The following is a 23615-nucleotide window of genomic DNA, read 5'->3' on the forward strand; positions in this document are numbered from 1 at the left end:
GCTACTTCCCGCTTTCGAATTTGAGACAATTGATGATGGAATTTTCAACGGTGTCACTCAGAGCGTGGTCGGTGTAGTAGGCGGTATGCGGACTGATGAGCACGTTCGGCAGTTCCTGCAACCGCAGCAGCGGTTTGCCGTCGATGGCCTTGTTCCGGCAGTCGGCGTAGAAGATGCCCTCTTCCCCTTCGACGACGTCCAGTGCCGCTCCGCCCAGTTTTCCGCTTTCCAGGGCCGCGATGAGGGCCTCATTTTCGATGAGCGGACCACGTCCGGTGTTGATGACGTACGCGCCGTCCTTCATCTGCTCGATGTTCCGGGCGTCGAGCAGGTGGCGCGTATCCGTGTTGAGCGGCACGTGAAGGGTCACGATGTCGCTCTGCTGCAGCAATTCATCGAGAGAAACGTAATCGGCGTCGGCGGTGCGCAGCGTGTCGTAGGCCAGCACCCGGCAGCCGAAGCCGCGCAGCCTGTCCAGGACCGCGACCCCGATGCGCCCCGTCCCGACCACCCCGATGGTCAGGTCACGCAGCTCTTTCCCGCGCACCTCGTTCAGCCGGTAGTCGTGCACCTCGGTGCGGCGGATGATGGATTTGGCGTCGCGCACCGCCATCAGCATCAGCATCAGCGTGAAGTCGGCCACGCTGTCCGGCGAGTAGGCGACGTTGCCGACGGAGATCCCGATGCTCGCGGCGTATTCCACGTCGATGTGGTTGAAACCGATGCTCCTGGTGGAAATGTACTCCACTCCGGCATTGCCGAGCGCGAGAAGAAGGGAATTCGAGATCGGGGTCTTATGACCGACACTGATGCAACGATTACCGATCGCCAGTTCGAGATTGGCCTCGGATACCGGCGCCTCGACGATGGTCGGCGTTACACCGAAACGAGGTGCCATCTCCCGAAAGAGAGCGGCCTCGTCCTGTCCACATCCATAAATCGTGATTCCCCTCGCCAAGACGGCCGAGGAGGACGCGGACGCCAGCGATCCGGTGCGGGGGGCAGCTGATCGCGCTGGTTCGCTGTAGGTCATGCCGGACATTGTAGGCAGCGCGATATCGCCGACTCAGATGGGGTTTTCGAGGCGCCGACAATATGTTACCGCTTGGTAGCGCCGTGTGCACGCCGTGTCGATCGTCCGTGGTGAGCCCCTGCTCGAAGGGCCCGTCCGCGCTCCCCACCTGCTCCGCGGCCACCTGAGGACCGATCTTGCCCGCCAGGCCGCCGGAGGCGAAACCGGCCAGTGACGGGTACCACAGATCCAGGCCGGAAAGTGATCAAGACCTCAGCCCCGAGCACCGCCCGCCCCCGCCTGACCAGTGCCGCAGACCTTAGCACCGTTGGATGCCCGAAACGCGCGATTCGACAATTCCCGGGAAAGCGGCTTTGCCGGAGCGAAGAATTCCCGTTCGCATTCACTCTGCGTATTCACTCGGTCGGTTATCAGGACTTCGCCACGCGAGGGCATGGGCCGACACGAGCCTCGCGAGCTCGTCCGGAGCGTCGCGAGCCACGAGATGACCGGCGGCCGGAACCCGGGCGACGGTGACCCGGCGGTTGGCGGCGCGCAGACGCCGCACGTCGGAGTCGTCGAGCGGGGACCCCTGCCCGCCGTGCACCACGAGGATCGGCAGGTCCAGGGCCCCCGCCGTCGCGAACAGGGCGGCACCCGACCCGAGGACGTCGTCCACGAGACGCGTGTAGCGGCCGCCGAGCCCGTGGAAGTCGAGCCACGAGCGTGCCCGGGCCGGTGGCACATCGGGTACGACGTCGACCAGCACCAGTCCGGCCGCGCGGTCCGCGACGGCGGGGTCCGCGAGGGCGGCGATGGCGGCCAGCCCGCCGATCGAGGCGCCCACGAGGACGATCGGCACCGGCTGGCTGCCGATCATCGCGACCACGTCGTCGGCGAGGGTCCGGAGCGTGGTCGCCCGTCCGGAACTGTCCCCGTGACCGCGCAGGTCGAAGGCCACCGTCCGGAGTCCGCGGCGGGCCAGTATCGCCGCGACCGGCGCCCAAACCTCGCGTCGCTCCCCGCCCGCGTGGAGCAGCAGAACCGTCGGGCCGTCACCGGTCACCGTGCCCCGCAAGCTGACTTCTCCCAGCTCGAGACTAATTTCGGTCATCGTCTTCTCCCGCCCCCGGCTACCTTGAGATGCCAAGGTAGCTCAGTTACCTTGGCGCATCAAGGTACGATGCCGATCGTGACGACACTCCGAGCGAGAAGGACTCCGGAGGAGGCCCGGCGGCTGATCCTCGACGCCGCGGCTTCCCTGCTCGCCGAGTCCGGATTGGCCGCCGTCCAGATGCGCGCGGTGGCCGCGAGGGTCGGCATGACCGACGCCGGGGTCGCCCATCACTTCGGCAACCGGGAGAAGCTGCTCGCCGAACTGCTGCGGCACGGCGGCAGGCGCCTCAGAGACGCGCTTCAGGAGCTCCTCGAAGGATGGCTGGACCACGACGCCGACCTGCTCGACCTCGTCGAAGCGCTCCATGACCTGTACCGGCACGGCTACGGCGAACTCGCGGTGGCACTGCACACGGCCGGCTGGCGCGACCCGGGCAGCGGGATGCTCGCCCCGGTCGTCGACGCTCTCCACCGGCTACGCCCACCCGGCGGTTCACTGGACGACACCCGGCTCGCCGTCGCCGCCCTGCACCAGGCGATGGCGATGGAATCCCTCTATGGAAGCGCCTTCCGGCGCAGTGCCGGGATAGCGGGCGCCGGGGCGGACGATCCGGCCCCCCAGGTGCGCTGGTGGGCGCGCCAGCTCCGGTTCGCGCTCAGGCTCGATACGGACCGCGGTCCCCGAGATCCGGGCTCACCCGCGGAGAACGGCCCTCCTGACCAGGCACCGGCGTGACCGTCGGCCGCGGAACCTGATCGGTCGCGTCGACCGCCATCGGCTCGTCGGTCTTCCGGCCGCGGTAACGGGATTCGACGACGTCGTCCTGGCGCCGCCCGGCGAGCACCGACAGGGTGAGGACGTGAGCCACGGCCATGAGCAACAGGAAGACGCCCAGCCTGCCGACGAACGCGGCTGTCGAACCGGACCACTCCGGGGCCACGACCGCGAGCAGCGCCAGCACCCCGATCGCGACCAGATGGAAGACCGTCACCACCATCCACGCCACCGGCCCACCGCCCTCGCGGCCGTCCTGCCCGTTCAGGAACCGGCGAGCGCCACGGTAAAGGATCTGGCCGTCCGCGACGATCAAGATCAGGCCGATGATCAGGAAACCCGGGAGTTCGTTGTCGGGCATCGTTGCCTCCTCAGTCTTCTGAGGAATACCCACCGGCCGAGGTACGACGCCGCTTTGACCGTATCGAGTGAACAGCGTCTCGTGAGTGGTAAGGACGGTTAGAACCGTCCTTACCACTCACGAGCCCCCACTCAGGTCAGCGAATGCCCTGCGAAATCAATTCGCTCAGGCCTTCGACGTCGCCGAGCGCTGTTCGCAGCTCAGCGGCGTACTCTTCGGCCCCCGCCCGCAGACCCCGTTCGACGACACCGGCGGTGTCGAACGCTTCGACGTCCCCACCGCTCAACGCGGCGACGGACTCCTTGACCACGGCACCCAGCAACAATTCCTCCGGCACCGACGGCGTACCTTCCAGCGGCCAGACGAGGTCGTCCAGCACACCCTGTCCGGCGACCTCGCGAACCAGGCCCGCCGCGGTGATCCCCGGCACCCGGAAGCCCTCCGGCAACACCGCGCGAACACTCAAGCTCCGCGAAAGCCAGTACAGCAGCTCGGCGTTCACCTCCAGCTTGACCGGCTTCGGCGTCAGCCACAGCGTGAGGTTCACGTAGTACTCGGTGAGCTTGTCGAGCACCTCACCGTCCTTTTCGAATCCCCACAGGTTGAGGTCGAAGTAGTGGTGCCACGTGGCGTCCGCGACGACCCGCCCGACGCCTGCCGCCGCGCCGTCGTACACACTGGACACTCCGTAGACCTGGCCGTTGCGCTTGTCGGTGCCGTGCGCGACGATCTCGGGTTTCGGCTGCCCACCGCGCCCCGTCGGCCACACCTCCACCGGCAACCGCTCGGGGATGAGCAGCTGCCCCTCGTGCATGTGGTCCGGGAAGATGGTGATCGGACCGCGCCTGCCCTGGAACAGCGGATGCGGCCTGCCGAGCCGCTTCCGCAGGATCAGCTCCTGCGGGTACGGGTCGAGGTCGTTCGGGATCGGGTTGTTGATGTCACTGCCCCAAGGGTCGGGCTGGTGGGTGTTGTGGCTGAACTCGATGCTCGAATCCGGCCGGTCGTTCCACACCCGCAGCTCACCCGCCCGCGGGACCCGGTGCCCCAGCGCCCGCCCCAGGTTCAGGTAGTCGGGCAGCGACGGATCCGCTCCCGGCGGACGAGGATTGGAGTGGTCGCCGGTGATGAGCACGCCACCGCCTGCGTCCATCCAGGTGCGCAGCGCCGCGACCTCCGCGTCCACGAGCTCGTTCTCCGGTTCTCCCGGCATATTGCTCTGCAGCAGACCGAAGAACCACACCTGCTCATATCCGCCGAGCACCGCGGAAGTGAGTTTTTTGGCGGCGTGGCCGCCCTCGTGCCGATTGATCAGATCGATCTGGAACTGCGCGAAGAACGGCTGGTTCGCCAAGATCAGATCACGAAGAATGCCCAGCGAGAAGCCGCCATTACCGCTGAAACCGATGAGATCCGTGTAGAACAGAACTCTGATCTTCGGCTTGGCCGCCGGACTGACTTGATCGGCGACAATACGTGCGTCGAACATGAATCCCCCTTGCCTGACGCGCCATGCCGTCCTCCCCGGCGGCGCTGTCCCTTCCACGTATACCTGAAATTCCCGAGGCCCCGCGGGCGCCGGAGCGCGGCGATGGATTTCGCCGTGATCAGCGGCCCCGGCGAGTGAAATCCCCTTTTTCGAATCACCCGCGCACTCGAAAATGTTTCGCTTATCCGAGTCGTCTGTCTCTCACTTCAATCCCTCACCGTGTTCGCGTTCGCACGGTGCGCGAAGATGCGGGGATGGGTTACCGGACCTGGATGCGGTACTTCACACCGTCCGCCGTGCACCGACGGCTGGGCCTGGTGTGCCTCGGCGTCGGGCTGCAGCACGGCGTCCTGCCCGCCGTGGGACCGCGCGTGCTCGACCACTACGTGGCCGTCGTGGTGTCCAAGGGACGCGGCTGGTTCGCCGTGGCGGGCGGGAAGCGGCAGGAGGTCGTCGCGCCCGCCCTGCTGTGGCTCGTTCCCGGGGTCGGGCATCATTACGCGCCCGATCCCGTGCAGGGCTGGGAAGAGTGTTTCGTCGACTTCGACGGCAGCGCCGTGGACGCGTACGTGGAACTCGGCTACGTCACCCCCGAAGCGCCGGTGGTGCCACTGGGCGATGTCGAGGTGGTCCGTGACGTCGTGAGCCGGATCGTGCGCTGCGCGCGAGGCGGCAGCCCGCTGGCCCAAGTCGATGCCTCGGCGGCCGTGCACCACCTGCTGGTGGCACTGCGGCGGGCCCGCGCCGACCGCACGCCCAGCGGCGGTTCTCTCCTGGAGGCGCTGGCGCGCGACGCCCTGTTGCCGATCAGCGTCGCCGAGATCGCGGCCCGCCGCGGCATGACACTGCCCGAACTGCGCGCGGCCGTGCGCCGGAGCACCGAGTCCGGGCTGAAGGATCACCTGCTGACGCTCCGCCTCAACCGCGCGAAGGAGCTCCTGGCCACCACGCGGTTGCCGATTCAAGGAGTGGCGCAGGCGATCGGCTACGAGGACGCCGCCTACTTCACCCGACTCTTCACCCGCCGGGTCGGCGTCTCCCCCGGACGGTTCCGCGAGTCGCGCGTCCAGGCCGTCCCCGGCGGCTGGAGTTCGCAGATCCCCTCCCCCGACGACCCTCCGTTGGTGCCGGACGACTGACCTTGGACTTCCGCTCGGTACCGGTTGGACTTTCCGCGCAATAAGTGCATGACCGACGCTTGAAGTTGAGTGAAAGCGTTGACTTACGCGCAATAACGTTCATAACATCGGCGACCGCCCCGCCAACTGTGGTGCGGGTCACCCTTGGGAGAGAGTCATGCGGACCCTGCCTCTTCTCGGCGCCACGGCGTTGGCCGTGGCGGCGACCATGGTGGTACCGGTGTCGTCCGACGCCGCGCCGCCGGACGCGACGTACACCATCACGGTCGACGCCAAGAAGTCGTTCAGCCCGACCACCGACACCCCGGCGAGTACCTATGTCGACAAGGACGGCACGTTCTACTTCCAGCAGGCGGCCGCGCTCTACGGCGCGGACCAGCCGCGCGAGTGGGAGTTCTTCAGCGGGCGCGATTTCGACAGCTTCACCAAGAACCCGGTCAGCGACGCGGTGAACCCGGCGAACCCCGCCGACCGCAACGACGACACGACGTGGCGCTGCAACAACAGCCCCACCGGCAAGGAATCCACCTACCCGCCAGCCGGATCGGGCTACTCGCAGCGCAACTTCTGCGACCTCGTCGGCACCTGGGTCGATCCGGACACCGGTGACTGGTACGGCCTGATCCACAACGAGTTCACCCCCGAACCGTTCGGCGCGTACTCGTTCTCCCACTACGACGCGATCGACTGGGCCGTGTCGAAGGACCAGGGCAAGACCTGGGCCATCAAGGACCACGCGATCACCTCGCCGTACAGCACGAAACGCGGTGACACGTCGGCCTTCCCCCACCAGACGTTCGACTACGGCGACGGCGACCCGCGCCTGTTCGTCGACACCGCGTCCGGGTACTTCTACGTCTACTACGGCTCGCGCATCGTGCCGAAGGCGGGCGCCGGCGGCCCGATGACCGGGCTGGCGCACGTCGCCCGCGCGCCGATCTCGGGCAAGATGTCGTCCGGTTCGTGGCAGAAGTGGTTCGACGGCGGCTGGACCCAGCCCGGCGTCGGCGGCCGCGAAAGCAACATGGTTCCCGTATCTTCGGCGGGCGACAAGGGCTACACGCCCGTCGTGGACGACTACGACCCGGCCAACACCGGCAACGTCAGCCAGCAGATCGCCGCGGGGCAACTGCCGCGCAAATCGGATCTGTTCATCATGAACATCGCCTACAACGCGCATCTCGGGCTCTACATCGGCGCACCGGAGGCCGTCGACAGCGTCGTCCCGCAGCGGTACTACGTGACCGACGATCTGACCACGCAGAAGTGGCGGCTGATCGGCGACACCGGGAGCTACACCAACCAGTCCTGGTACCGCTGGTTCGTCGACGCGGCGAACAAGACGAACTCCACCATCATCGGCAAGCAGTTCCGGTCGTACTGCGCGGTGGCGTGTTCCGGCAACGCGGGCGGCGAGTACACCACCCAGACCATCACGTCCTCCGCGCCCGCACCGTCCCCTGTGGACACTTCCCGCAAGTACCGCGTCGGCCTCGGCGACGGCCGCGTTCTCGCGCAGGGAACCGGAAGCGCGACGACGTCGGTCGCGGGCACGACAGGCTCCGATCGCGAAGCGTGGCAGTTCTCCGCCGACGGCGACGGCTCGTACCGCGTCGTCAACGCCGCGACGGGCCAGTTCCTCGGCGTCGACGCCGTGCAGGCCGGCCGGGCCTGGGGCGCGAAACCCACCGTCACCTCCTCCTCGACGGTCGGACAGCAGTGGTTCGTCATCCCGTCCACCACGGTCGCCGGGACCTTCCGCCTGGTGAACCGCTACAGCGGGCTCGTACTCGGCCTTTCCGGCAAGACGTCACGCCTGGCGGAGACCACCCCGCTCCGGTCCTGGACCGACACCACCGGAAGCGCCGTCGGCGGTGGCCGGACCGCGGCCGAGCAGACCCTGAAGTTCACCGACGCCGGCGCGGGCACCGGCACGCTCGACGGGGTCCACACCGTGGCCGCGTCCGGCAAGAACCTCGACGACCCGGACTCGTCCACGACCACCGGAACTCCCCTGGTCACCTGGGCGCCGAACAACGGCGCCAACCAGAAATGGCTGTTCACCAGGCAGTCCGACGGTTCCTACACGCTGACGAACACGCATTCGAAACTGTGCGCCGACGTCGAAGGCGGAGCCGCGACCGCGGGGGCGCGCGTCATCCAATGGACGTGCACCGGTGGCCCCAACCAGCGCTGGACCGCGGCGAAACAGCCTGGTGGGAGCTACAAGCTCACCAGCGTCCGGTCGGGTCTGCTGCTGACCACGGCGTCCACTTCGGACGGTGCGGCCGTCACCCAACGGGCCGACACCGGCTCCGCGCTCCAACTGTGGGCGATCGGCTAGACGCTTTCGTGTGGCCCGCCCCTTCCTGGGGTGGGCCACACGGCGTTTCGCGGTGGGTTGCGCTTGTGTGGCACATCACACGCTCACTGCACTTCCCAGCCTCGTGACCGTCTCCCCTTACGAGAACACTTTCGGTGAAAAGATCACCGATCGCGTGGAGGGAGAGATCATGAACCACACCGGCATCATCCGTACCGCCACCATCACCGGCATCGCCGCGGCCCTGGGCCTCGCCGCCATCACCCCGGCGCTGGCGCACCCGCTCGGCAACCCGCTGGCCGCCGCCCCGGCCAACGACCCGGTCACCACGGTGGCCGACCTGGACGGCGACGGCGAGATCGAGACCGTCACCGCGCAGCTGACCAGCGCCACCGACCAGGTCATCTCCGCCACCGTGAACGGGGCGTTCACCTCGATCCACCTGCCCGCGGACAGCGCTGTGCCGCTCGAGGCGCCGCGCGTCACCGATCTCAACGGCGACGGCCGCGCCGAGCTCGTCGTCACCCAGTCCGTCGGGGCGAACACCACCTTCTTCACCGCCCTGCACTACGACGGCCGCAACCTCAGCCAGGTCGTCGACAACGACAGCAAGCCGCTGTCGGTCGCCGAAGGCGGTGGCGTCGCCGCCCACCTCGGCTACCAGTGCACCCCGCTGAACGGTGGCGGCCGCACCTTCGAAATCGTCGCCGCCGAAGCAGACGACGTCAGCGCCGAACCGCTCACCTACAGCGGCACCCGCACCACCTACACCCTGCGCGACGGCGCGCTGACCACTCAGAACACCCAGACCATCAGCAAGCGCCCGGTGACCGACCCGATCCTCGGCACCGCCGCCGCCACCTGCGGCCAGACCGGCAGCTGATCGGGCAGACCTGTTGCCCGGGAACACCTTTCATCCGGAGCGCGATTCGCGACCTTGTTACGTTTTCGATCCAGGCGAAAAACCAAGGGAGAAATTCGATGTTCCGTAAACTCGCCACCGGGCTGGGTATCACGGTCTTCACCGTCGGCGCCGCCGTTTCCGTCGCGACACCCGCTTCCGCCGCCCAGGATTCCTATTCGGTCGTCGGCCGCTGGGCCGGTACCGGGGACGAACAGGTCGGTCAGTGTGAAGCCATGAGGGTCTACTTCTTCCCCCATGGCGAATGCGTGTTCTTCAACGGCAACACGGAATTGCGCGTCCCCAGCTGAAGACCGCCTCAGGGAGCCGCGCTCGTGCGTGGTAAGGACGGTTAGAACCGTCCTTACCACGCACGAGTACGCGAGCTACGGCGCGTAGGTCAGGCAGTTCGCGGAGTGGTCGCCCTGACCGGGTCCGACGCGGACACTCGAAGCGGTGCATTCCAGCGCGGAATTGTGGCGGCAATCGGACCGGGAGCAGGCACCGACCTGCGCGGTCACCCGATCGAGTCCACCCTTGGTGTTGAGCGGGACGAACGTTCCGCAATCGGCGGACCCATTGCCTCCGCCCACCGTGATGGCGAAAGCGTGACAGCCGTCGTGGTTGTAAGAACATCCGCTGACCGTGCATTCGTGGACAGCGGGCATTTCGGTGGTGGTCATAACGACTCCTGTGCTTCGTGGTGGTGGTGTCGTTCGGTATGACCAGGGTTACACCGCCTCGTGCCACCGGCAATTCGAGACGCGAATGACCACCCGGGGAAGTTACCGTGGCCTGGCGAGCAGCCGTTCCAACCAGGACTCCCGCGCGGCGACACACGATCGGGCGACAGCCGATTCCGGCGCGAGGTCGTGGAAGCCGTGAAAAGCGCTGCCCCAGACGTGCAATTCCGCCTCGCCACCGGCGGCCCAGAGAGCACTGGCGTAGGCCACTGCCTCGTCACGGAACACTTCGGCGGCGCCGACGTCGATGAACGTCGGCGGCAAGCCCCCGAGATCCGTCGCCCGCGCGGGGGCGGCGTACGGCGAGACGCCGGGCGTTGCTGGTCCGGTCCCAGACGCCGACACCGTCGTACTCGCGCGCGGAGACGATCCGTCACCGGCGGCGCTATCCCAAGTCCATGTTCCCAATGTCGCATTTGAGACTCTCAGCGACTCAAATGCGACATTGGGAACATCAACCGTTGAGTCCACACACCCCTCACTCTTCGGCGGCCCGGCTGTCGTGACCGGACCGGTCAAGCGGGACTGTGTGGATTTCTGGTCATCCAACGCACCAAAATCCACACAGTCGGCGCCCTGCGGCCGGACGTCACGCCGCGCCCACATATCAACCGGGGTCAGAGGTCGAGGTCGAGCCGGGACGAAGCGCGTGAGACGCAACAGAACATCCGCCCCGGCGCCGCCCCGATGTCGTCGCGATGCTCTGGTTCACCACCGACAACGGAGATCTCGCAACTGCCGCAAACCCCTTCGCGGCAACCGGACGGTATCGGATAGCCCGCGTGGTTCAACGCGTTCAACAGGGACTCTTCCGCCGCGACCGCGACCGTCCGTCCTGAGCGGACACAGCGCACCTCGAACGGCTCGTTCGGCGCGAACTCCTTGACCACCGGCTGGAAACGTTCGAGGTGCAGTCCTTGCGCGGGAAACGCCGCCTCGGCCGCGTCGAGCATGGACGCGGGGCCACAGCAGTAAACCAGCGCTCGCGGGCCGAGTCCGGCCGCCAGTGCGGCGAAATCGGGCCTGCCGCGCTCGTCGGTGGCGTGGACGCGCACCCGGTCTCCGTAGGCGGCCCGGAGGTCGGCGGCGAACGGCATGGTGGCCATCGACCTGCCGACGTACACCAGCGTGGCCGCGGCGCCCGACTCGACCGCCGCGGCCAGCATCGGCATCAGGGGCGTGATGCCGATACCACCGGCGACGAACAGGTATTCCGGTGCGGGCAGCAAGGGAAAGTTGTTGCGCGGCAACGAAACCTCGAGGGGACGGCCCGCGCGCAGGAACAGGTGGATGTACTCCGACCCGCCCCGGCTGAGCCGGTCGTACCGGACGGCGACCCGGTAGCGGCCCCGATCGGCCGGGTCCCCGCACAGCGAATACTGCCTGGTCAGCCAGTTCGGCAACGCCAGATCGACGTGCGCCCCCGGTTCCCAGGGGGCCAGCGGGCCCTCGGCACCGCGCAGGACCAGGGAGACGGTGCCTTCGGCGACCGGCTCCACGTGGTCGAGAATCGTCCGCTGCATCAACGAGATCACCTCAGTACAACTGCCGGTAGCTGGCTTCGAGCATGTTCTCCAGTACCGCCGGATCGAGGTCGATCCCCATCTGCTCGACGGCGATCGCGCCGGCGCTCGGCAGTTCTTCGGCGAGTGCCTGGCTCGCGGGATCCCAGATCCGGGATCGGACCAGCGCGCGTCCGCAGTGGAAGAAGGCCTCTTCGACCTCCACGATGATCGCCAGTTCCGCCGGTTTGCCCTCGGTCCGCATCCGGGCGAGCACGTCCGGTTCGTCGGTGGGATACCCGCGCCCGTTGACCCGGAACACTTCCCGCATGCCGGGGATCACGAACATCAAGCCGATCCCGTCGTTCTCGGCGAGATTGCGGAAGGAGTCGGCGAGCTTGTTGCCCGGCCGGTCGGGGATCGCCAGGGTGTGCTCGTCGAGCACCTTGACGAAGCCCGGGTAGTCGCCGCGCGGTGAGCAGTCGGGCAATCCCGTCGCGTCCGCGGTGGCCATCGCGACGAGCGGGGAATGGGCGATGAACCGGTGGCCGTGCCGGTCGACGCGGGTGTGGACCTTGGCCTTGATCATGGCCTCGGGTTCCCCGAGCCGGGCACGCACCTCCTCGTAGGAGATCCGGCGCGGACGCGTCCCGTTCACGAGATCACTGCTGGTCATGGCACAATTATGAGCAATTGTTCAGTCTGTTCGCTACTCGCTTTCAGGCCGCTTCACGGGGAGTGCCATGACGTCGGAGCAACGACGGATCAAGCCACGTAAACAGCCGCGCCAGGTCCGGGCCGAGCTGACCAGGCAGCGCATCCTCACCGCCGCTGCTCACATTTTCGCCGAGCTCGGCTACGCCGCGGGGACGACGAACCGGATCGCCGAACGGGCGCGGGTCTCGATCGGCTCGCTGTACCAGTACTACCCGAACAAGGACGCGATCCTGGCCGAGTTGCTGACCCAGCACCTCGACGGCGACCAGGCCGCCGCGACGCTCCGACGGCACAAGGAAGCAAGGGAACCGCTCGAGACCATCATCAGGGAGTTCGTGCGCACGGTGATCGACAACCATCTCGACGATCCGCAACTGCTGCGGATCATGATCGAGCAGGCACCCCGCTCCGGCGAAGTGCTGGAACGGGTCACCGGGCTGGAGTGGGAGATGATCGGTGACCTGCGCGAACTGTTCGAGAGCCACCCCGAAGTCCGCGTGCGGGACAAGGACACGGCGGCGAGGCTCGTCGCGTCCACTGTGGAACTGACCGTGCATCAGCTCATCGCCGCGCCCGGCTCCATCGACACCACCCGGCTCGAGAACGAACTCGTGGCGATGATCACCGGCTACCTCCGCACCTGATTTCCGGGGGTTGACCAGGCGAAAAGCGGGTACCCACCAGCATGACCCCGGTACGCGGACACATCGCACGTTGGAAACGGAGAGGTGACACTCTCGCGCTGGCTTGGACGTTGATCACCCTCGGCTTGGCCGCGATGTTGTGGGTGTCAGGGTTCCGTGCCTGGCCGGTCTATCTGACGGCGGTGCCGAGTGCCGTCGTCTCCGTTCTGCTGTGGATCGGCGTCGTGCGCACCCGGCGTCGCACGAACGCCGAGTCATGACGTCATTTCCACGGTCCCGCACCGGATCCGGCCGGGTGACGATGCACCGGTAGGGGCAGGCGGCTGAGGGGCGAAAGACATGGGGGCGGTGGTCGCGGCGCTCGCCGCGGGCTGCGCGGTGCTGGCGGTCTTCCTTTCCGGTGACGCGGTCCGCCCGGACCGGCCGGATCTCGAAGTGACACTGGTCGCGGCGGCGCTGGTACTGGCGGCGGCGCTGACGTTCGGCAAGTCCCGCGGAGCGAAGATCTCCGCGCTGGTCTGCGCCACGGGCGCCGCGGGCTGGGCGATCTACTGCCTGAGCACCGACCTCGGCAGCGGCACACCGGGAAGTTCGACGGCGGTGCTCGTGATCGCCGCCGTCGTCTCGCTGGTGGCGGTCGCGCTCCCCCGGCCTGCCCGGTGGTGGCTCGCGGTCCCGCTGGTGGTGGTACTCGCGGCGGGAACGGTGACCGCGGTGACGGTCGTCCCCGCGCTGGCGGTGCGGTCCACGACGGCGACGGCCGTCGCGGCGCCCGCGCTCGCCGACAAGGTGGTGCCGTCACCGTGGAAGTGGACGTCGCCCGCCAAGGTGCTGGACGTGGTCGCGGCGGGTGCCGGGGTCGCGGTCGCCGGCTCGGGCGGCGAGGTCACCGCGCTCGACGGGCCGACCGGCGCGGTGCGCTGGACCTACGCGCGTCCCGGTGCCCACGTCCGAGCGCTCGTCCCCACGCCGGACAGACTTCTGCTGCTGGCCGTCTACGCCCCTTCCGACGGCGGCACGGACCGCCATCACTTGACCGTTCTCGACGCGTTCACGGGCGTTCCGCTCCAGGAGAAGCTGATCGAGGACGTGCACGGCGCGGAGCTGCTCGCACCGACCTCGGCCGTGCTGCCGTCGCTCGCGCACCTGGGCGACGGCAACTTCCGTGTCGACGCGCTCGACCTGCGCGGTGGGAACACCCGGTGGTCGTGGCAGGCGCCCGCGGGCTGCGTCTCCCCGTTCGCGTTGCCCGCGAGCGGCCGTGACGTGGTGCTGGCGCCGCTGCTGTGCCAAGACCGGCTCAGCGTGCTCGGCCTGGACGAACGGACCGGCACACCGCGCTGGGAGCACCGGCTGCCGGTGACGCGGCCGTCCGACGAGAAGGCCGACTACTACCTGCACGCCGCACCCGGTGGCGGCACCGTTTCCCTGGCCCTGCGGTACTCCGGCCTGGCCACCGGCGACAACACCGACGTCGTCCTCGACGCCGCCACCGGCACCGTCGTGTCCACAATGGACCCCAGGGCGCCGAAGCGGATCACGCTCGGCCCGGTGGCCGTCTCGGAACGCGACGAGAACGGGAAGATCACCGCGGCCACGCTGGACGGCGGGGTGGCGGTCGATCTCGCCGCCTGCCCGGACCGGCGGGCGCACGCCACCACCCCGACGGCGTATCTGCGCCTGTGCGCCGATGCCGGCGGCAAGCTGGTGGTGCATCGCCAGGAACTCGACGGTTCGACGGCGTCGAACCTCCCCGTCGACTGGCCGTTCCCCGACGACACGACCGTCGGCCTGCTGTCGAGCCGGGCACGGCACGCGCTCGTCCCCGCGCCCGGCGTCCTCGTCGTGGCGCGCGGCGGTGACGCCCCGGTGCTCGGCTTCCCCGCGACGGGGTGAAGGCCCCCTTCGCGAGGAGGGGGGCCTTCACGTGCTCGAACCGACCGCGAGGTCATCCGCGCTTGAACTCTTCCCAGGTCACCTTCTTCACCTGGGGGCCGTCGTCCTTGGCGTGGCTCGCCAGGCCGTTGAGGCCCTTGAAGTAGTCACCGGCCTGCGCCTGCGCCTGCGGCGACATGTCGGTGTCGCTGATCGCGATGCCGTGGATGTGCTCCGCCCAGTTGCCCTGGCTCGGGGTGCGGTGCCACGCGGCGAACCCGACCTCACGCAGCGCCTTCACGGCGGCGGTCTTGTTGGAGATGTTGTTCACCGAAATGTCGACCGCGCCACCGCCGTCGTGCGTCCCGCCCGAGGCGCCGACACCGCCGGCGTTGTACGAGCCCTGGGTGACGGTGAACTTGACCCCGGCCTTCTTCTCCGCGGCCGCGATCATGTCGGCGGTGCGCTTGTTCACCGTCTTGCCGTCCAGGCTGGTCTTCGCCCCGACGCCGAACGGCGCGGTCACGGTGTAGCGGCCCTTGCCCAGTTCGGCCAGCGAGCCCTTGCCGGGCAGACCGCTGGCGGCCAGGCCGCTGTGACCCAGCGACTTCTGGTACTTCGCGTACGCCTTCACCGTCGAGGTGCCGAAGTGCCCGTCGACCTGCTTCTTGTCGAGCAGGTTCTTCGCCGCCAGCGCCTCCTCGACCGCCTTGACGCTCGGGCCGGAACCCGGCGTGATCGCCTGGTCGGCCTTGTACGGATCCCACATGGCCGCCTTGACCACGGACTCCATGTTGACCGACGGCGCCGCCACCGCGGCCTGTCCCGCCGTCATCCCGAACGCGGCTCCGGCCAGAGCGGTGAACATCGCGGCGGTTGCCACCTTGCGCATGACTGCTCCTTCACTCGGTGCTGCTCCCTGTGAACAGCTCGTGTTCGACACTGGCCTGCCGTAGGGGCTGTCCGGAACCACCTGTACGGATCGTCTGACGTCAAAAACCGCAGGTTGACAGCGTTTGACAGAGTGACGGCCCGGCTGATCCCGCTGGTCGGCGCGGCGATCAGGGCTGAGTTCGCGATATAGTTACCCGGCCGCGCAGAGTGACGAAAATTGTTGTCACGTCTGACACGATCGCGAGGGGGAGCGTGCCGGGAGAACGGACACCGGAGCTGGAAGCGTTCATGGCCGAGCTGCGGAAGCTGCGGACGCGGGCAGGCGAGCCGTCGTTCCGGAAGATGGCCGCGAAGTCGGGCGCCGTGTCCCACGCGACCCTGCACCTCACCGTCACCGGCAGGCGGCTGCAGCCTTGGGAGACCGTCCGCGAGTTCGTCCGCGCCTGCGACGGTGACGAAGAGGAATGGCACGCCCGCTGGCAGGGTGTCCAGCTCGTGCTGTCCGCCGGCCGCGAACCGGCCCCCGCGCCTGCCGCGCCGAGATGGCGGTCCAAACGCGTCCTGGCGCCGCTGGCCCTAGTCCTCGTCGCCGCGATCGTCGCCGTCGTCGTCATCCTGCTGCCGGGTGAGCAGGACGCGCGGCCACCCCATCCCGGTGACTCGGCCGGCTTCATCACCGACGTGACGATCCCCGACGACACCGCGGTCAAGCCGGGCACGCAGTTCGTGAAAGTGTGGGAGATCAAGAACACCGGCACGGTCGAATGGCGGAAGCGGTACCTGCGCCGCACCGACCTCCCGGTCGCGCCGAACACCTGCCGCACCCCGGAGCGGATCCCGGTCAACGACACCGCGCCGCAGGGGCACGTACAGGTGACGGTCACCGTGAGCACTCCGGCGACCGCCCCGGTCGACTGCAAGATCTTCTGGAAGATGGTCGACGAACAGGACCGGGAACTGTTCCCCGCCAACAAGCCGATCTACTTCTCCGTCCTCGTCCGCGCTTGAGCGCCGACCGCCGAAAACACCTCGTTCGACCGGGAAAGTACGCTAGCCGCCGCATTCCGGGCTGCCTACGCTGAATTCTGCGCACCGGAACCCAAATGCCTCGGGAGTCTCCAGTGAGAACAACGAGAATCGTGTTCTGCGCCTTGGTCGTCCTCGGCGCCACCGGCCTCGCGCCCGCCACGGCGGCGTCGGCGGGACAAAACGCGTTCACCTTGTCCAGTACCGCTTTCGCCAACGGCGGCGTCATGCCCAAGGTCCACGAGTGCACCAGCGGTGGCGGACAGGATCCCGCCAAGAAGAACGAGTCCCCGCCGCTGGCCTGGTCGGGCGCTCCTGCCGCGGCCAAGAGCTACGCGATCGTCATGCGCGACCTCGACAACGCCAACCTCATCCACTGGGTCATCTACGACATCCCGGTGACCGCGGCCTCGCTCCCCCAGAACGTCGAGCACGCGTACCGGCCCGCGGTGCCCGCGGGCGCCCGGCAGATCTACTACCGCGGAAGCGCCAGCCTCTACGGCTATCAGGGACCGTGCTCGCCCTCGACGGTGAACACCTACGAGTTCGTCGTGCACGCGCTCGACCGGGCCTCGCTGACCAGCCTGACTTCCAGTTCGTCGACGCAGACCGCCGCCAGGGCGATCACCGCGGCCTCGCTCGGCACGGCGAAGATCAGCGGCGAGTCGTAGCTCGGTGACATCGGCGGCCTACACAGAGCCATCCCTTGATCAGTCCCGAGTCCGCGGCCGGAGGCGGGCTGATCACCCGTGGCAAAATCGGCCCAATGCAGATCGGGATGCTCGGCCCCTTCGAGGTTCGCACGGATGAAGGCGTCCTCGCCGACGTGCCGGGCGCCCGGCTGCGCGGGCTGCTGATCGCCCTCGCGCTCGAACCGGGCCGCGTGGTCCCGAAAGCGACGCTCGTCGACTGGATCTGGGGCGAACAGCCGCCCGCCGACGCGACGAATGCCTTGCAACGCTTGGTTTCCCGGCTGCGGAAGGTGCTGCCGGAAGGAGCCGTCGAGGGACAGACGGACGGCTATCGGCTGAAGGTGGCGCCCGACGCCGTCGACGCCGTGCGGTTCGAACGCCTCGTCGGGCAGGCTCGTGGCGACGGAGGGCCGCAACGCCTGCGAGAAGCTCTCGCCCTGTGGCGCGGCGCGGCCATGCAGGACGTCGGTTTGCAGGACAGCGACGCGTTCGACGCGGCGGTCACCCGGCTCGACGGGCTGCGCCTGACGGCACTGGAAGACCGGTTCGACGCGGAGATCGACCTCGGTCACGGCGCGAAACTGGTCACCGAGCTGACCGACCTGGCGGCCGCGCATCCCCTGCGCGAGCGGCTCGTCGCCGCGCTGATGCGGGCTCTCGCGGCGACGGGGCGCGACACCGAAGCGCTGCTCGTTTACCAGCGCACCAGGGAAGCCCTGGCCGACGCGCTGGGTGTCGACCCTTCGCCGGAGCTGTCCGCGGTGCACGTCGCGCTGTTGCGGGGCGAGCTGGGACGGCGCGAGGAGAACCGCAAGACCAACGTGCGCGCCGAGCTGACCAGTTTCGTCGGCAAGGACGCCGATGTCGCCACGGTCCGCGAACTCGTCACCGAACACCGGCTCACCACCTTGATCGGGCCCGGCGGTTCGGGGAAGACCAGGCTGGCCACGGAAACCGCGCGAACACTGCTCGGCGATCTGCCGGACGGGGCCTGGCTGGTGGAACTCGCGGCCATCGGCGCCGATGGAGATCAGGGGGGTGGGCCCGAAGGGCAGGGGGGCGGGAAGAACATCGCTCAAGCGACGCTCGCCGGGCTCGGGCTGCGGGACGCGTTGCTCGGCGACTCGCCGAACGCCGAACCCACCGAACGGGTCATCGCCGCGATCCGCGAGCGGGAAGTACTGCTGATCCTCGACAACTGCGAGCACGTGATCGAGTCGGCGGCCGCCTTCGCGCATCGGGTGCTCGGGGAATGCCGCAGGCTGCGGATCCTGGCGACCAGCCGGGAACCGCTCGGCATCACCGGCGAGGCGTTGTGGCACGTCGTCCCGCTGGGTGTGCCGGACCGGCACGCCGGGGCCGGTGAGATCGAATCCTCCCCCGCCGTCCGGCTGCTGCGGGACCGGGCGGGCGCGGTGCGCAAGGATCTCGTGGTCGACGAGACCACGTTGTCCACGATGGCCCGGGTGTGCCGGGTACTGGACGGGATGCCGCTCGCGATCGAACTGGCCGCGGCCAGGCTGCGCACCATGTCCATCGAGCAGCTCGCCAACCGGCTCGACGACCGCTTTCGCCTGCTGACCGGCGGCAGCCGGACCGCGTTGCCCCGGCACCGGACGTTGCGCGCCATGGTCGACTGGAGCTGGGAGCTGCTGACCGAAGCCGAACGGACGGTCCTGTCCCGGCTCTCGGTGTTCTCGGGCGGGGCGAGCCTGGAAGCGGCCGAGCGGGTCTGCGTGAGCGAGGCCGTCGAGCAGTACGAGGTGCTCGAATTGCTCACCGCGCTGACCGAAAAGTCGCTGCTCGTCGCCGCGGGCGACGAAGCGCCGCGCTACCGGATGCTCGGCACGATCAAGGAATACGCCGAACACCGGCTCGCCGAAGCGGGCGAAACGGCGCTGGCACGCGAAGCGCATCTCGCCTATTTCACCGAGCTCGCCGAGGCCGCGGAGCCGATGCTCCGCCGTACCGAGCAGCTGGAATGGCTCGCCAAGCTCAACGCCGAGCACGACAACATCAGTTCCGCGATGCGCGGCGCGCTCGCGGCGGGTGACGCGCCGTCGGCGATGCGGCTCGCGGCGGCCTGCGGCTGGTACTGGTGGCTCAGCGGGCACCGGGCGGAGGGCATGGAGCTGGTCAGCGCGGCCGTCGAAACGCCAGGCGAGGTACCCGACGGGGTCGGGGCCGTGGTGTACGGACTCGTCTCGCTGTTCGTGAGTTCCGGTTTCGCCGACGAACACACCGCGGCGAAATGGATCCACGAGTCGTACCGGCTCAGCCGGACCAGCGAAGCGAATCACCCACTGCTGGGTCTCATCGTCCCGCTGGAACGCATGTTGCGCGGCGATGAGACGTTGTCCGCCTGGGAACCGGTGCTGGAGGACGAAAACGCCTGGGTCCGGGCGCTGGGCAGGCTGCACCTCGGCAAGATGCGGATCACGCTCGGCCACCCCGGACCGGACGCGGAAACGTATCTCGAGCGAGCGCTCGCCGAGTTCCGCGCCATCGGCGAACGGTTCGGGATCTCGTTCGCCCTGACCGAACTGGCGGACCGGCTCGCCACGCGCGGCGACTTCGCCACCGCGTGCGAGTACTACGAACAGGCGGTCACGGTCGTGGCCGAGGTCGGTTCCGTCGAGGACCTCATCCGGTTGCGGTCACGCCAGGCGCAGCTGTACTGGCTGCTGGGCGACGCGGACGCCGCCGCGGCCGCCACGGCCGAGGCGGAGCGGTACGCCGAACGGGTCACCTGGCCGGGGGCGCTGGGCATGCTGGCCCTGTCCCGGGCGGAACTCGCCTACTGGCGCGGGGAAACCGAGGAAGCCAAGCAGCAGCTCACCCTCGCGACGACCGTGATGGGCGAGGAAGCGGAACTCGGACACGTCCGCGCCATCACCCACGACCTGCTGGGGTACCTCTCCGACGATCTCGACGAGGTCCGCGCGCACCGGGAGTCGGCCTGCCAGGCGGCGACCGAGGTGCGGCACGTGCCCCTGATCGCCCACATGCTCGTCGGCGTCGCGGACCTCGCGCTGCGCCGCGACGAGCCCGAGCAGGCCGCGCGGCTGCTCGGGGCGGCCGACGAGCTGCGCGGGCTGCCGGATCGCTCCCACCCGGACGTGACGAGGATCGAGGGGACAGTGCTGCGCCGCCTCGGCGAAGCGAAGTTCGCGGAGGCGGCGCAGGAGGGCACCCGGACGGACTGGAAGCACTTGGTCGAGGTCACGCTCGCTTCTTGAACGTCGAGGACGCCCACAGGTAGCCGACGAGCGCGATCCCGGCGCACCATCCGAGGGCGGGGATCACGTCGCCCGCCGCCGGCGCCCCGTTGAGCAGGCCGCGCAGTGTCTCGATGATCGGGGTGAAGGGCTGGTACTCCGCGAACTCCCGGAGTCCCGGCCCCATCTTCTCGGCGGGCACGATCGCGCTGCTGAAGAACGGCAGCATGACCAGCGGCACGGAGGCCATCCCCGCGGTTTCCGGGGATTTCGCCGCCAGGCCCAGCGCGACCGTGAGCCAGGCCGCCGCGAAACCGAGCAGTACGACGATCCCGACCACGCCGAGCCACTCGAGGAAACCCGCCGCCGGGGAGAAGCCCAGCAGGAAGGCCACCCCGGTGAGCGCCGCGATGGCGACCAGGTTGGTCAGCACACTGGCGATGACGTGTCCGATCAGCACCGCGCCGCGAGAGACGTCCATGACCTTGAAGCGGTTGATGATGCCCTTCGTCATGTCGGAGTTCACCGCCGTCGCCGTGGCGCCGAGGCCGTAGCAGACGGCCAGCAGCATCAAGCCCGGCGTCGCGTAGTCGATGTAGTCGACGCCGACGCTGAACGCGTCTCCGAACACGTACACGAACATCAGCATCATCACGACCGGCATCAGGATCGCGTTGAAGACCGAGGTCGGATTACGGGTGAGATGCTTGAAGTTGCGGCGCAACATCACCAGCGAAGGCGATTTGGCGCTCATGGTGTGAGTGGTCGTGGTGGTCGCGGTCCTGGTGGTCACTTGGCTGCCTCCGTGCTGTGGCCCGTCAGGGCGAGGAAAACGTCGTCGAGATCAGGGGTGTGGACGGAGAACTCTTCGGCCGCGATCGCGTGCTCGTCGAGCGTGTCCAGCAGCGAGCGCAGGGATTTCGTCCCGCCGTCGCTGGGGACCCGCAGGGCGAGCGCCTCGTCGTCCCGCGTGGAGCCGGGGAAGATCCGCGCCGCCGCGTCGAGTTCGGCGACCGTGGTGAACAGGAGCCGGACGTGCGTGCCGGGCATCTGGCGCTTGAGTTCGGCGGGGGTGCCGCTGGCGACCAGGCGGCCTCCGTCGAGGACCGCGATCCGGTCGGCGAGCTGATCGGCTTCCTCGAGGTACTGGGTGGTGAGGAAGATGGTCACGCCGCCGTCCACCAGCTCGCGGATGATCGACCACATCGTGCGGCGGCTGCGCGGGTCGAGTCCCGTGGTCGGCTCGTCGAGGAAGATGATGCGCGGATCGCCGACGAGCGTCATCGCCAGATCCAGTTTCCGGCGCATCCCGCCGGAGTAGGTCGACGCCGGCTTCCGCGCCGATTCCACCAGGTCGAACCGCTCCAGCAGCTCGGTCACGACCCGCTTGCCGCCGGAGGCCCGCCGGTTCAGGTCCACCATCAACTGCAGGTTCTCCTGCCCGGTCAGCAGTTCGTCCACCGCCGCGAACTGGCCGGTGACCCCGATCGCCGCGCGCACCGCCTTGGCCCCGGTCGTGATGTCGTGCCCGGCGACCTTCGCCGTCCCGCCGTCGGCCTTCATCAAGGTGGTCAGGAGGTTCACCGTCGTCGTCTTGCCCGCCCCGTTCGGGCCGAGCAGGGAGAAGATGGTGCCCGCCGGGACATCCAGGTCGATGCCGTCGAGCACGACTTTGTCGCCGAAGGTCTTCCGCAGCCCGGAGACCGTGATCGCTGAATCTTTCATGGGGCTCACTGTGGGCGGCCCGGCTGACACGCCCCCGCCACGGCGCTGACACGGGTGGTGTCAGCGCCGTGTCAGGCGGGTGTCAGGCCTCGTGTGGAAGGTGGTCGTCACAACCACCACGAAAGGCAACCTCGATGACTCAGACGGTTCCCGTCCCGCAGGGCCTCCCGATGCAGCGCGACGCGGGTCCCTTCGACCCGCCCCGCGAGATCACCCGGCTGCGCGACGCCCGCCCGGTGAGTCCCATGGTGTTCCCCGACGGCCACGAGGGCTGGCTCGTCACCGGCTACGACGAGGTCCGGCAGATGATGGCCGACACCCGGTTCAGCTCGCGCCAGGACATCGGCATCCTCCACCTGCCCTACGAGACGCCGGGGATGCCCGCCCAGACCGAGCCGTCCCCGCCGATGCCGGGCATGTTCGTCGCCATGGACCCGCCGGACCACGGCCGGTTACGGAAACGGCTCACCGGCGCTTTCACCGTGAAGCGGATGAAGCAGCTCGAAGAGCACATCGTCGAGATCACCGAACGGCAACTGGACGCGATGGCCGACCTCGTCCCGCCGGTCGACCTGGTCAAGGAGTTCGCGCTGCCGGTGCCTTCGCTGGTGATCTGCGAACTGCTCGGTGTCCCCTACGAGGACCGGGAGAACTTCCAGGCCAACTCCGCCCAGCTCATGATCAGGGACCAGACGCTGGAAGAGAAGATGGCCGCGTTCATCGGGATGAACACGTTCCTGACCGAACTGGTCACGCGCAAACGCGAGACGCCTGGCGACGACATCCTGTCCGACCTAGGCCGCTACGAAGACCTCACCATCGAGGAGCTGGCGGGCGCCGCGTTCCTGCTGCTGCTCGCCGGTCACGAGACCACTGCCAACATGCTGGCGCTGGGCACTTTCGCGCTCCTGGAAAACCCCGGCCAGCTGGCCGAACTGCGGGCCGACGCGGAACTGCTCCCCGGTGCAGTGGAGGAACTCCTCCGGTATCTGTCGGTCGCCGACATCTTCTTCCGCTACGCCACCGAAGACCTCGAACTCGGCGGCGAAACGATCCCCGCGGGATCGACCGTGATCGTGTCGCTGCTGGCCGCCAACCACGACCCGCGGCGCTTCACCGACCCCGGCACCTTGGACATCCACCGCAACGCGCGTGGTCTGCTGTCCTTCGGCCACGGCGTCCACCAATGCCTCGGCCAGCAGTTGTCGCGGATCGAGATGCGCGCGGGTTTCGAGGGACTGCTGCGGCGTTTCCCGGATCTCGAGCTCGCTGTCCCCGCCGACGAGGTCAAGCTCAAGACCGACATGAACATCTACGGCGTGCACGAATTGCCGGTCACTTGGGGGGAATCGGACCGGTAGGGCGTCGGTACAGGTGGTCGTGGGGGGGGGGGGGGGGGGGGGGGGGGGAAAAAAAAAAAAAAAAAAAAAAAAAAAAACCCCCCGCCCCACAAACGACACGAA

The 23615-nt window shown here is 68.4% G+C and carries 22 protein-coding genes and 1 pseudogene; 12 read left to right on the forward strand and 11 right to left on the reverse strand.

Annotation, left to right across the window (positions count from 1 at the left end; all coding sequences use genetic code 11):
* Position 1 precedes the first annotated feature (1 nt).
* Both vanH and ACZ5IK_RS39765 read right to left on the reverse strand, forming a co-directional pair.
* Positions 2-1033, reverse strand: a complete 1032-nt coding sequence (vanH, locus tag ACZ5IK_RS39760; protein WP_410603621.1) for a VanH-AOV family D-lactate dehydrogenase — start codon at positions 1031-1033, stop codon at positions 2-4.
* Between the two features lie 382 nt (positions 1034-1415).
* Positions 1416-2126, reverse strand: a complete 711-nt coding sequence (locus ACZ5IK_RS39765) for an alpha/beta fold hydrolase (protein ID WP_465492413.1) — start codon at positions 2124-2126, stop codon at positions 1416-1418.
* A 78-nt stretch (positions 2127-2204) separates the two neighbouring features.
* Here ACZ5IK_RS39765 and ACZ5IK_RS39770 point away from each other — a divergent pair, with 78 nt between their 5' ends.
* Positions 2205-2864, forward strand: coding sequence for a TetR/AcrR family transcriptional regulator (locus ACZ5IK_RS39770; RefSeq protein WP_465492414.1), 660 nt, complete (start codon positions 2205-2207; stop codon positions 2862-2864).
* Here the strand turns inward: ACZ5IK_RS39770 and ACZ5IK_RS39775 are convergent.
* Both ACZ5IK_RS39775 and ACZ5IK_RS39780 read right to left on the reverse strand, forming a co-directional pair.
* Positions 2785-3264, reverse strand: a complete 480-nt coding sequence (locus tag ACZ5IK_RS39775) for a hypothetical protein (protein WP_465492415.1) — start codon at positions 3262-3264, stop codon at positions 2785-2787. The two genes, ACZ5IK_RS39770 and ACZ5IK_RS39775, sit on opposite strands and share 80 nt — an antisense overlap.
* Positions 3265-3400: 136 nt before the next feature.
* The gene (locus ACZ5IK_RS39780) at positions 3401-4753 is read right to left on the reverse strand and encodes a hypothetical protein (protein WP_465492416.1); all 1353 of its coding nucleotides are present in this window, start codon (positions 4751-4753) and stop codon (positions 3401-3403) included.
* A gap of 236 nt (positions 4754-4989) precedes the next feature.
* Between ACZ5IK_RS39780 and ACZ5IK_RS39785 the strand changes: the two genes are divergently transcribed.
* The 4 genes from ACZ5IK_RS39785 (at position 4990) to ACZ5IK_RS39800 (ending at position 9427) form a co-directional block, all read left to right on the forward strand.
* Positions 4990-5892 (forward strand): helix-turn-helix domain-containing protein, encoded by a 903-nt coding sequence (locus tag ACZ5IK_RS39785; protein ID WP_465492417.1) that lies wholly within the window; start codon positions 4990-4992, stop codon positions 5890-5892.
* A 157-nt stretch (positions 5893-6049) separates the two neighbouring features.
* Entirely contained in the window at positions 6050-8236 is a 2187-nt protein-coding gene (locus ACZ5IK_RS39790; protein ID WP_465492418.1) for an RICIN domain-containing protein, read from the forward strand.
* Positions 8237-8405: 169 nt separating this feature from the next.
* Positions 8406-9098: an FG-GAP repeat domain-containing protein gene (locus ACZ5IK_RS39795; protein WP_465492419.1), complete on the forward strand. Its 693-nt coding sequence runs from the start codon at positions 8406-8408 to the stop codon at positions 9096-9098.
* Between the two features lie 98 nt (positions 9099-9196).
* Positions 9197-9427 carry a hypothetical protein gene (locus tag ACZ5IK_RS39800; RefSeq protein WP_465492420.1) on the forward strand — a complete coding sequence of 77 codons (231 nt, stop codon included), beginning with the start codon at positions 9197-9199 and terminating at the stop codon, positions 9425-9427.
* A 75-nt stretch (positions 9428-9502) separates the two neighbouring features.
* Here ACZ5IK_RS39800 and ACZ5IK_RS39805 read toward each other — a convergent pair whose 3' ends face one another.
* The 4 genes and pseudogenes from ACZ5IK_RS39805 to ACZ5IK_RS39820 form a co-directional block, all read right to left on the reverse strand.
* Positions 9503-9799 carry a DUF1540 domain-containing protein gene (locus tag ACZ5IK_RS39805; RefSeq protein WP_465492421.1) on the reverse strand — a complete coding sequence of 99 codons (297 nt, stop codon included), beginning with the start codon at positions 9797-9799 and terminating at the stop codon, positions 9503-9505.
* Between the two features lie 102 nt (positions 9800-9901).
* Positions 9902-10223 (reverse strand): annotated as a pseudogene (locus ACZ5IK_RS39810) (alpha/beta hydrolase); the annotation flags it as partial.
* Between the two features lie 253 nt (positions 10224-10476).
* Positions 10477-11382, reverse strand: coding sequence for a PDR/VanB family oxidoreductase (locus ACZ5IK_RS39815; protein WP_465492422.1), 906 nt, complete (start codon positions 11380-11382; stop codon positions 10477-10479).
* Between the two features lie 13 nt (positions 11383-11395).
* Positions 11396-12037 carry an MSMEG_1061 family FMN-dependent PPOX-type flavoprotein gene (locus tag ACZ5IK_RS39820; RefSeq protein WP_465492423.1) on the reverse strand — a complete coding sequence of 214 codons (642 nt, stop codon included), beginning with the start codon at positions 12035-12037 and terminating at the stop codon, positions 11396-11398.
* Positions 12038-12104: 67 nt separating this feature from the next.
* On the opposite strand from ACZ5IK_RS39820, the gene ACZ5IK_RS39825 reads away from it, so the two are divergent.
* From ACZ5IK_RS39825 to ACZ5IK_RS39835, 3 genes are all read left to right on the forward strand, one after another.
* Positions 12105-12722 carry a TetR/AcrR family transcriptional regulator gene (locus tag ACZ5IK_RS39825; protein ID WP_465492424.1) on the forward strand — a complete coding sequence of 206 codons (618 nt, stop codon included), beginning with the start codon at positions 12105-12107 and terminating at the stop codon, positions 12720-12722.
* A 110-nt stretch (positions 12723-12832) separates the two neighbouring features.
* A complete protein-coding gene (locus tag ACZ5IK_RS39830; RefSeq protein WP_465492425.1) occupies positions 12833-12982 on the forward strand; it encodes a hypothetical protein in 150 nt (49 codons plus the stop codon).
* Between the two features lie 79 nt (positions 12983-13061).
* Positions 13062-14618 carry an outer membrane protein assembly factor BamB family protein gene (locus tag ACZ5IK_RS39835; protein ID WP_465492426.1) on the forward strand — a complete coding sequence of 519 codons (1557 nt, stop codon included), beginning with the start codon at positions 13062-13064 and terminating at the stop codon, positions 14616-14618.
* Positions 14619-14670: 52 nt separating this feature from the next.
* Here the strand turns inward: ACZ5IK_RS39835 and ACZ5IK_RS39840 are convergent, their stop codons facing one another.
* Positions 14671-15489 (reverse strand): peptidoglycan-binding domain-containing protein, encoded by an 819-nt coding sequence (locus ACZ5IK_RS39840; RefSeq protein ID WP_465492427.1) that lies wholly within the window; start codon positions 15487-15489, stop codon positions 14671-14673.
* A gap of 254 nt (positions 15490-15743) precedes the next feature.
* Between ACZ5IK_RS39840 and ACZ5IK_RS39845 the strand changes: the two genes are divergently transcribed.
* The 3 genes from ACZ5IK_RS39845 (at position 15744) to ACZ5IK_RS39855 (ending at position 20448) form a co-directional block, all read left to right on the forward strand.
* Positions 15744-16499 (forward strand): NBR1-Ig-like domain-containing protein, encoded by a 756-nt coding sequence (locus tag ACZ5IK_RS39845; RefSeq protein ID WP_465492428.1) that lies wholly within the window; start codon positions 15744-15746, stop codon positions 16497-16499.
* A 131-nt stretch (positions 16500-16630) separates the two neighbouring features.
* Entirely contained in the window at positions 16631-17188 is a 558-nt protein-coding gene (locus tag ACZ5IK_RS39850) for a YbhB/YbcL family Raf kinase inhibitor-like protein (protein ID WP_465492449.1), read from the forward strand.
* A gap of 95 nt (positions 17189-17283) precedes the next feature.
* Positions 17284-20448, forward strand: coding sequence for an AfsR/SARP family transcriptional regulator (locus tag ACZ5IK_RS39855; RefSeq protein ID WP_465492429.1), 3165 nt, complete (start codon positions 17284-17286; stop codon positions 20446-20448).
* On the opposite strand, the gene ACZ5IK_RS39860 is transcribed toward ACZ5IK_RS39855, so the two are convergent.
* Both ACZ5IK_RS39860 and ACZ5IK_RS39865 read right to left on the reverse strand, forming a co-directional pair.
* Positions 20432-21181 (reverse strand): ABC transporter permease, encoded by a 750-nt coding sequence (locus ACZ5IK_RS39860; RefSeq protein ID WP_465492450.1) that lies wholly within the window; start codon positions 21179-21181, stop codon positions 20432-20434. The two genes, ACZ5IK_RS39855 and ACZ5IK_RS39860, sit on opposite strands and share 17 nt — an antisense overlap.
* Positions 21182-21216: 35 nt before the next feature.
* Positions 21217-22152, reverse strand: coding sequence for an ATP-binding cassette domain-containing protein (locus ACZ5IK_RS39865; protein WP_465492430.1), 936 nt, complete (start codon positions 22150-22152; stop codon positions 21217-21219).
* Between the two features lie 134 nt (positions 22153-22286).
* Here ACZ5IK_RS39865 and ACZ5IK_RS39870 point away from each other — a divergent pair, with 134 nt between their 5' ends.
* On the forward strand, positions 22287-23513 hold the full coding sequence (locus ACZ5IK_RS39870; protein ID WP_465492431.1) for a cytochrome P450: 1227 nt from the start codon (positions 22287-22289) through the stop codon (positions 23511-23513).
* Positions 23514-23615 lie beyond the last annotated feature (102 nt).

The organism is Amycolatopsis sp. NPDC031561 (assembly GCF_055580625.1).

Coding starts and splice junctions, on each gene's coding strand:
- vanH (WP_410603621.1), bottom strand. CDS start 1,033: ATGACCTACAGCGAACCAGCGCGATCAGCTGCCCCCCGCACCGGATCG.
- ACZ5IK_RS39765 (WP_465492413.1), bottom strand. CDS start 2,126: ATGACCGAAATTAGTCTCGAGCTGGGAGAAGTCAGCTTGCGGGGCACG.
- ACZ5IK_RS39775 (WP_465492415.1), bottom strand. CDS start 3,264: ATGCCCGACAACGAACTCCCGGGTTTCCTGATCATCGGCCTGATCTTG.
- ACZ5IK_RS39780 (WP_465492416.1), bottom strand. CDS start 4,753: ATGTTCGACGCACGTATTGTCGCCGATCAAGTCAGTCCGGCGGCCAAG.
- ACZ5IK_RS39790 (WP_465492418.1), top strand. CDS start 6,050: ATGCGGACCCTGCCTCTTCTCGGCGCCACGGCGTTGGCCGTGGCGGCG.
- ACZ5IK_RS39795 (WP_465492419.1), top strand. CDS start 8,406: ATGAACCACACCGGCATCATCCGTACCGCCACCATCACCGGCATCGCC.
- ACZ5IK_RS39800 (WP_465492420.1), top strand. CDS start 9,197: ATGTTCCGTAAACTCGCCACCGGGCTGGGTATCACGGTCTTCACCGTC.
- ACZ5IK_RS39805 (WP_465492421.1), bottom strand. CDS start 9,799: ATGACCACCACCGAAATGCCCGCTGTCCACGAATGCACGGTCAGCGGA.
- ACZ5IK_RS39815 (WP_465492422.1), bottom strand. CDS start 11,382: ATGCAGCGGACGATTCTCGACCACGTGGAGCCGGTCGCCGAAGGCACC.
- ACZ5IK_RS39820 (WP_465492423.1), bottom strand. CDS start 12,037: ATGACCAGCAGTGATCTCGTGAACGGGACGCGTCCGCGCCGGATCTCC.
- ACZ5IK_RS39825 (WP_465492424.1), top strand. CDS start 12,105: ATGACGTCGGAGCAACGACGGATCAAGCCACGTAAACAGCCGCGCCAG.
- ACZ5IK_RS39835 (WP_465492426.1), top strand. CDS start 13,062: ATGGGGGCGGTGGTCGCGGCGCTCGCCGCGGGCTGCGCGGTGCTGGCG.
- ACZ5IK_RS39840 (WP_465492427.1), bottom strand. CDS start 15,489: ATGCGCAAGGTGGCAACCGCCGCGATGTTCACCGCTCTGGCCGGAGCC.
- ACZ5IK_RS39855 (WP_465492429.1), top strand. CDS start 17,284: ATGCAGATCGGGATGCTCGGCCCCTTCGAGGTTCGCACGGATGAAGGC.
- ACZ5IK_RS39860 (WP_465492450.1), bottom strand. CDS start 21,181: ATGAGCGCCAAATCGCCTTCGCTGGTGATGTTGCGCCGCAACTTCAAG.
- ACZ5IK_RS39865 (WP_465492430.1), bottom strand. CDS start 22,152: ATGAAAGATTCAGCGATCACGGTCTCCGGGCTGCGGAAGACCTTCGGC.
- ACZ5IK_RS39870 (WP_465492431.1), top strand. CDS start 22,287: ATGACTCAGACGGTTCCCGTCCCGCAGGGCCTCCCGATGCAGCGCGAC.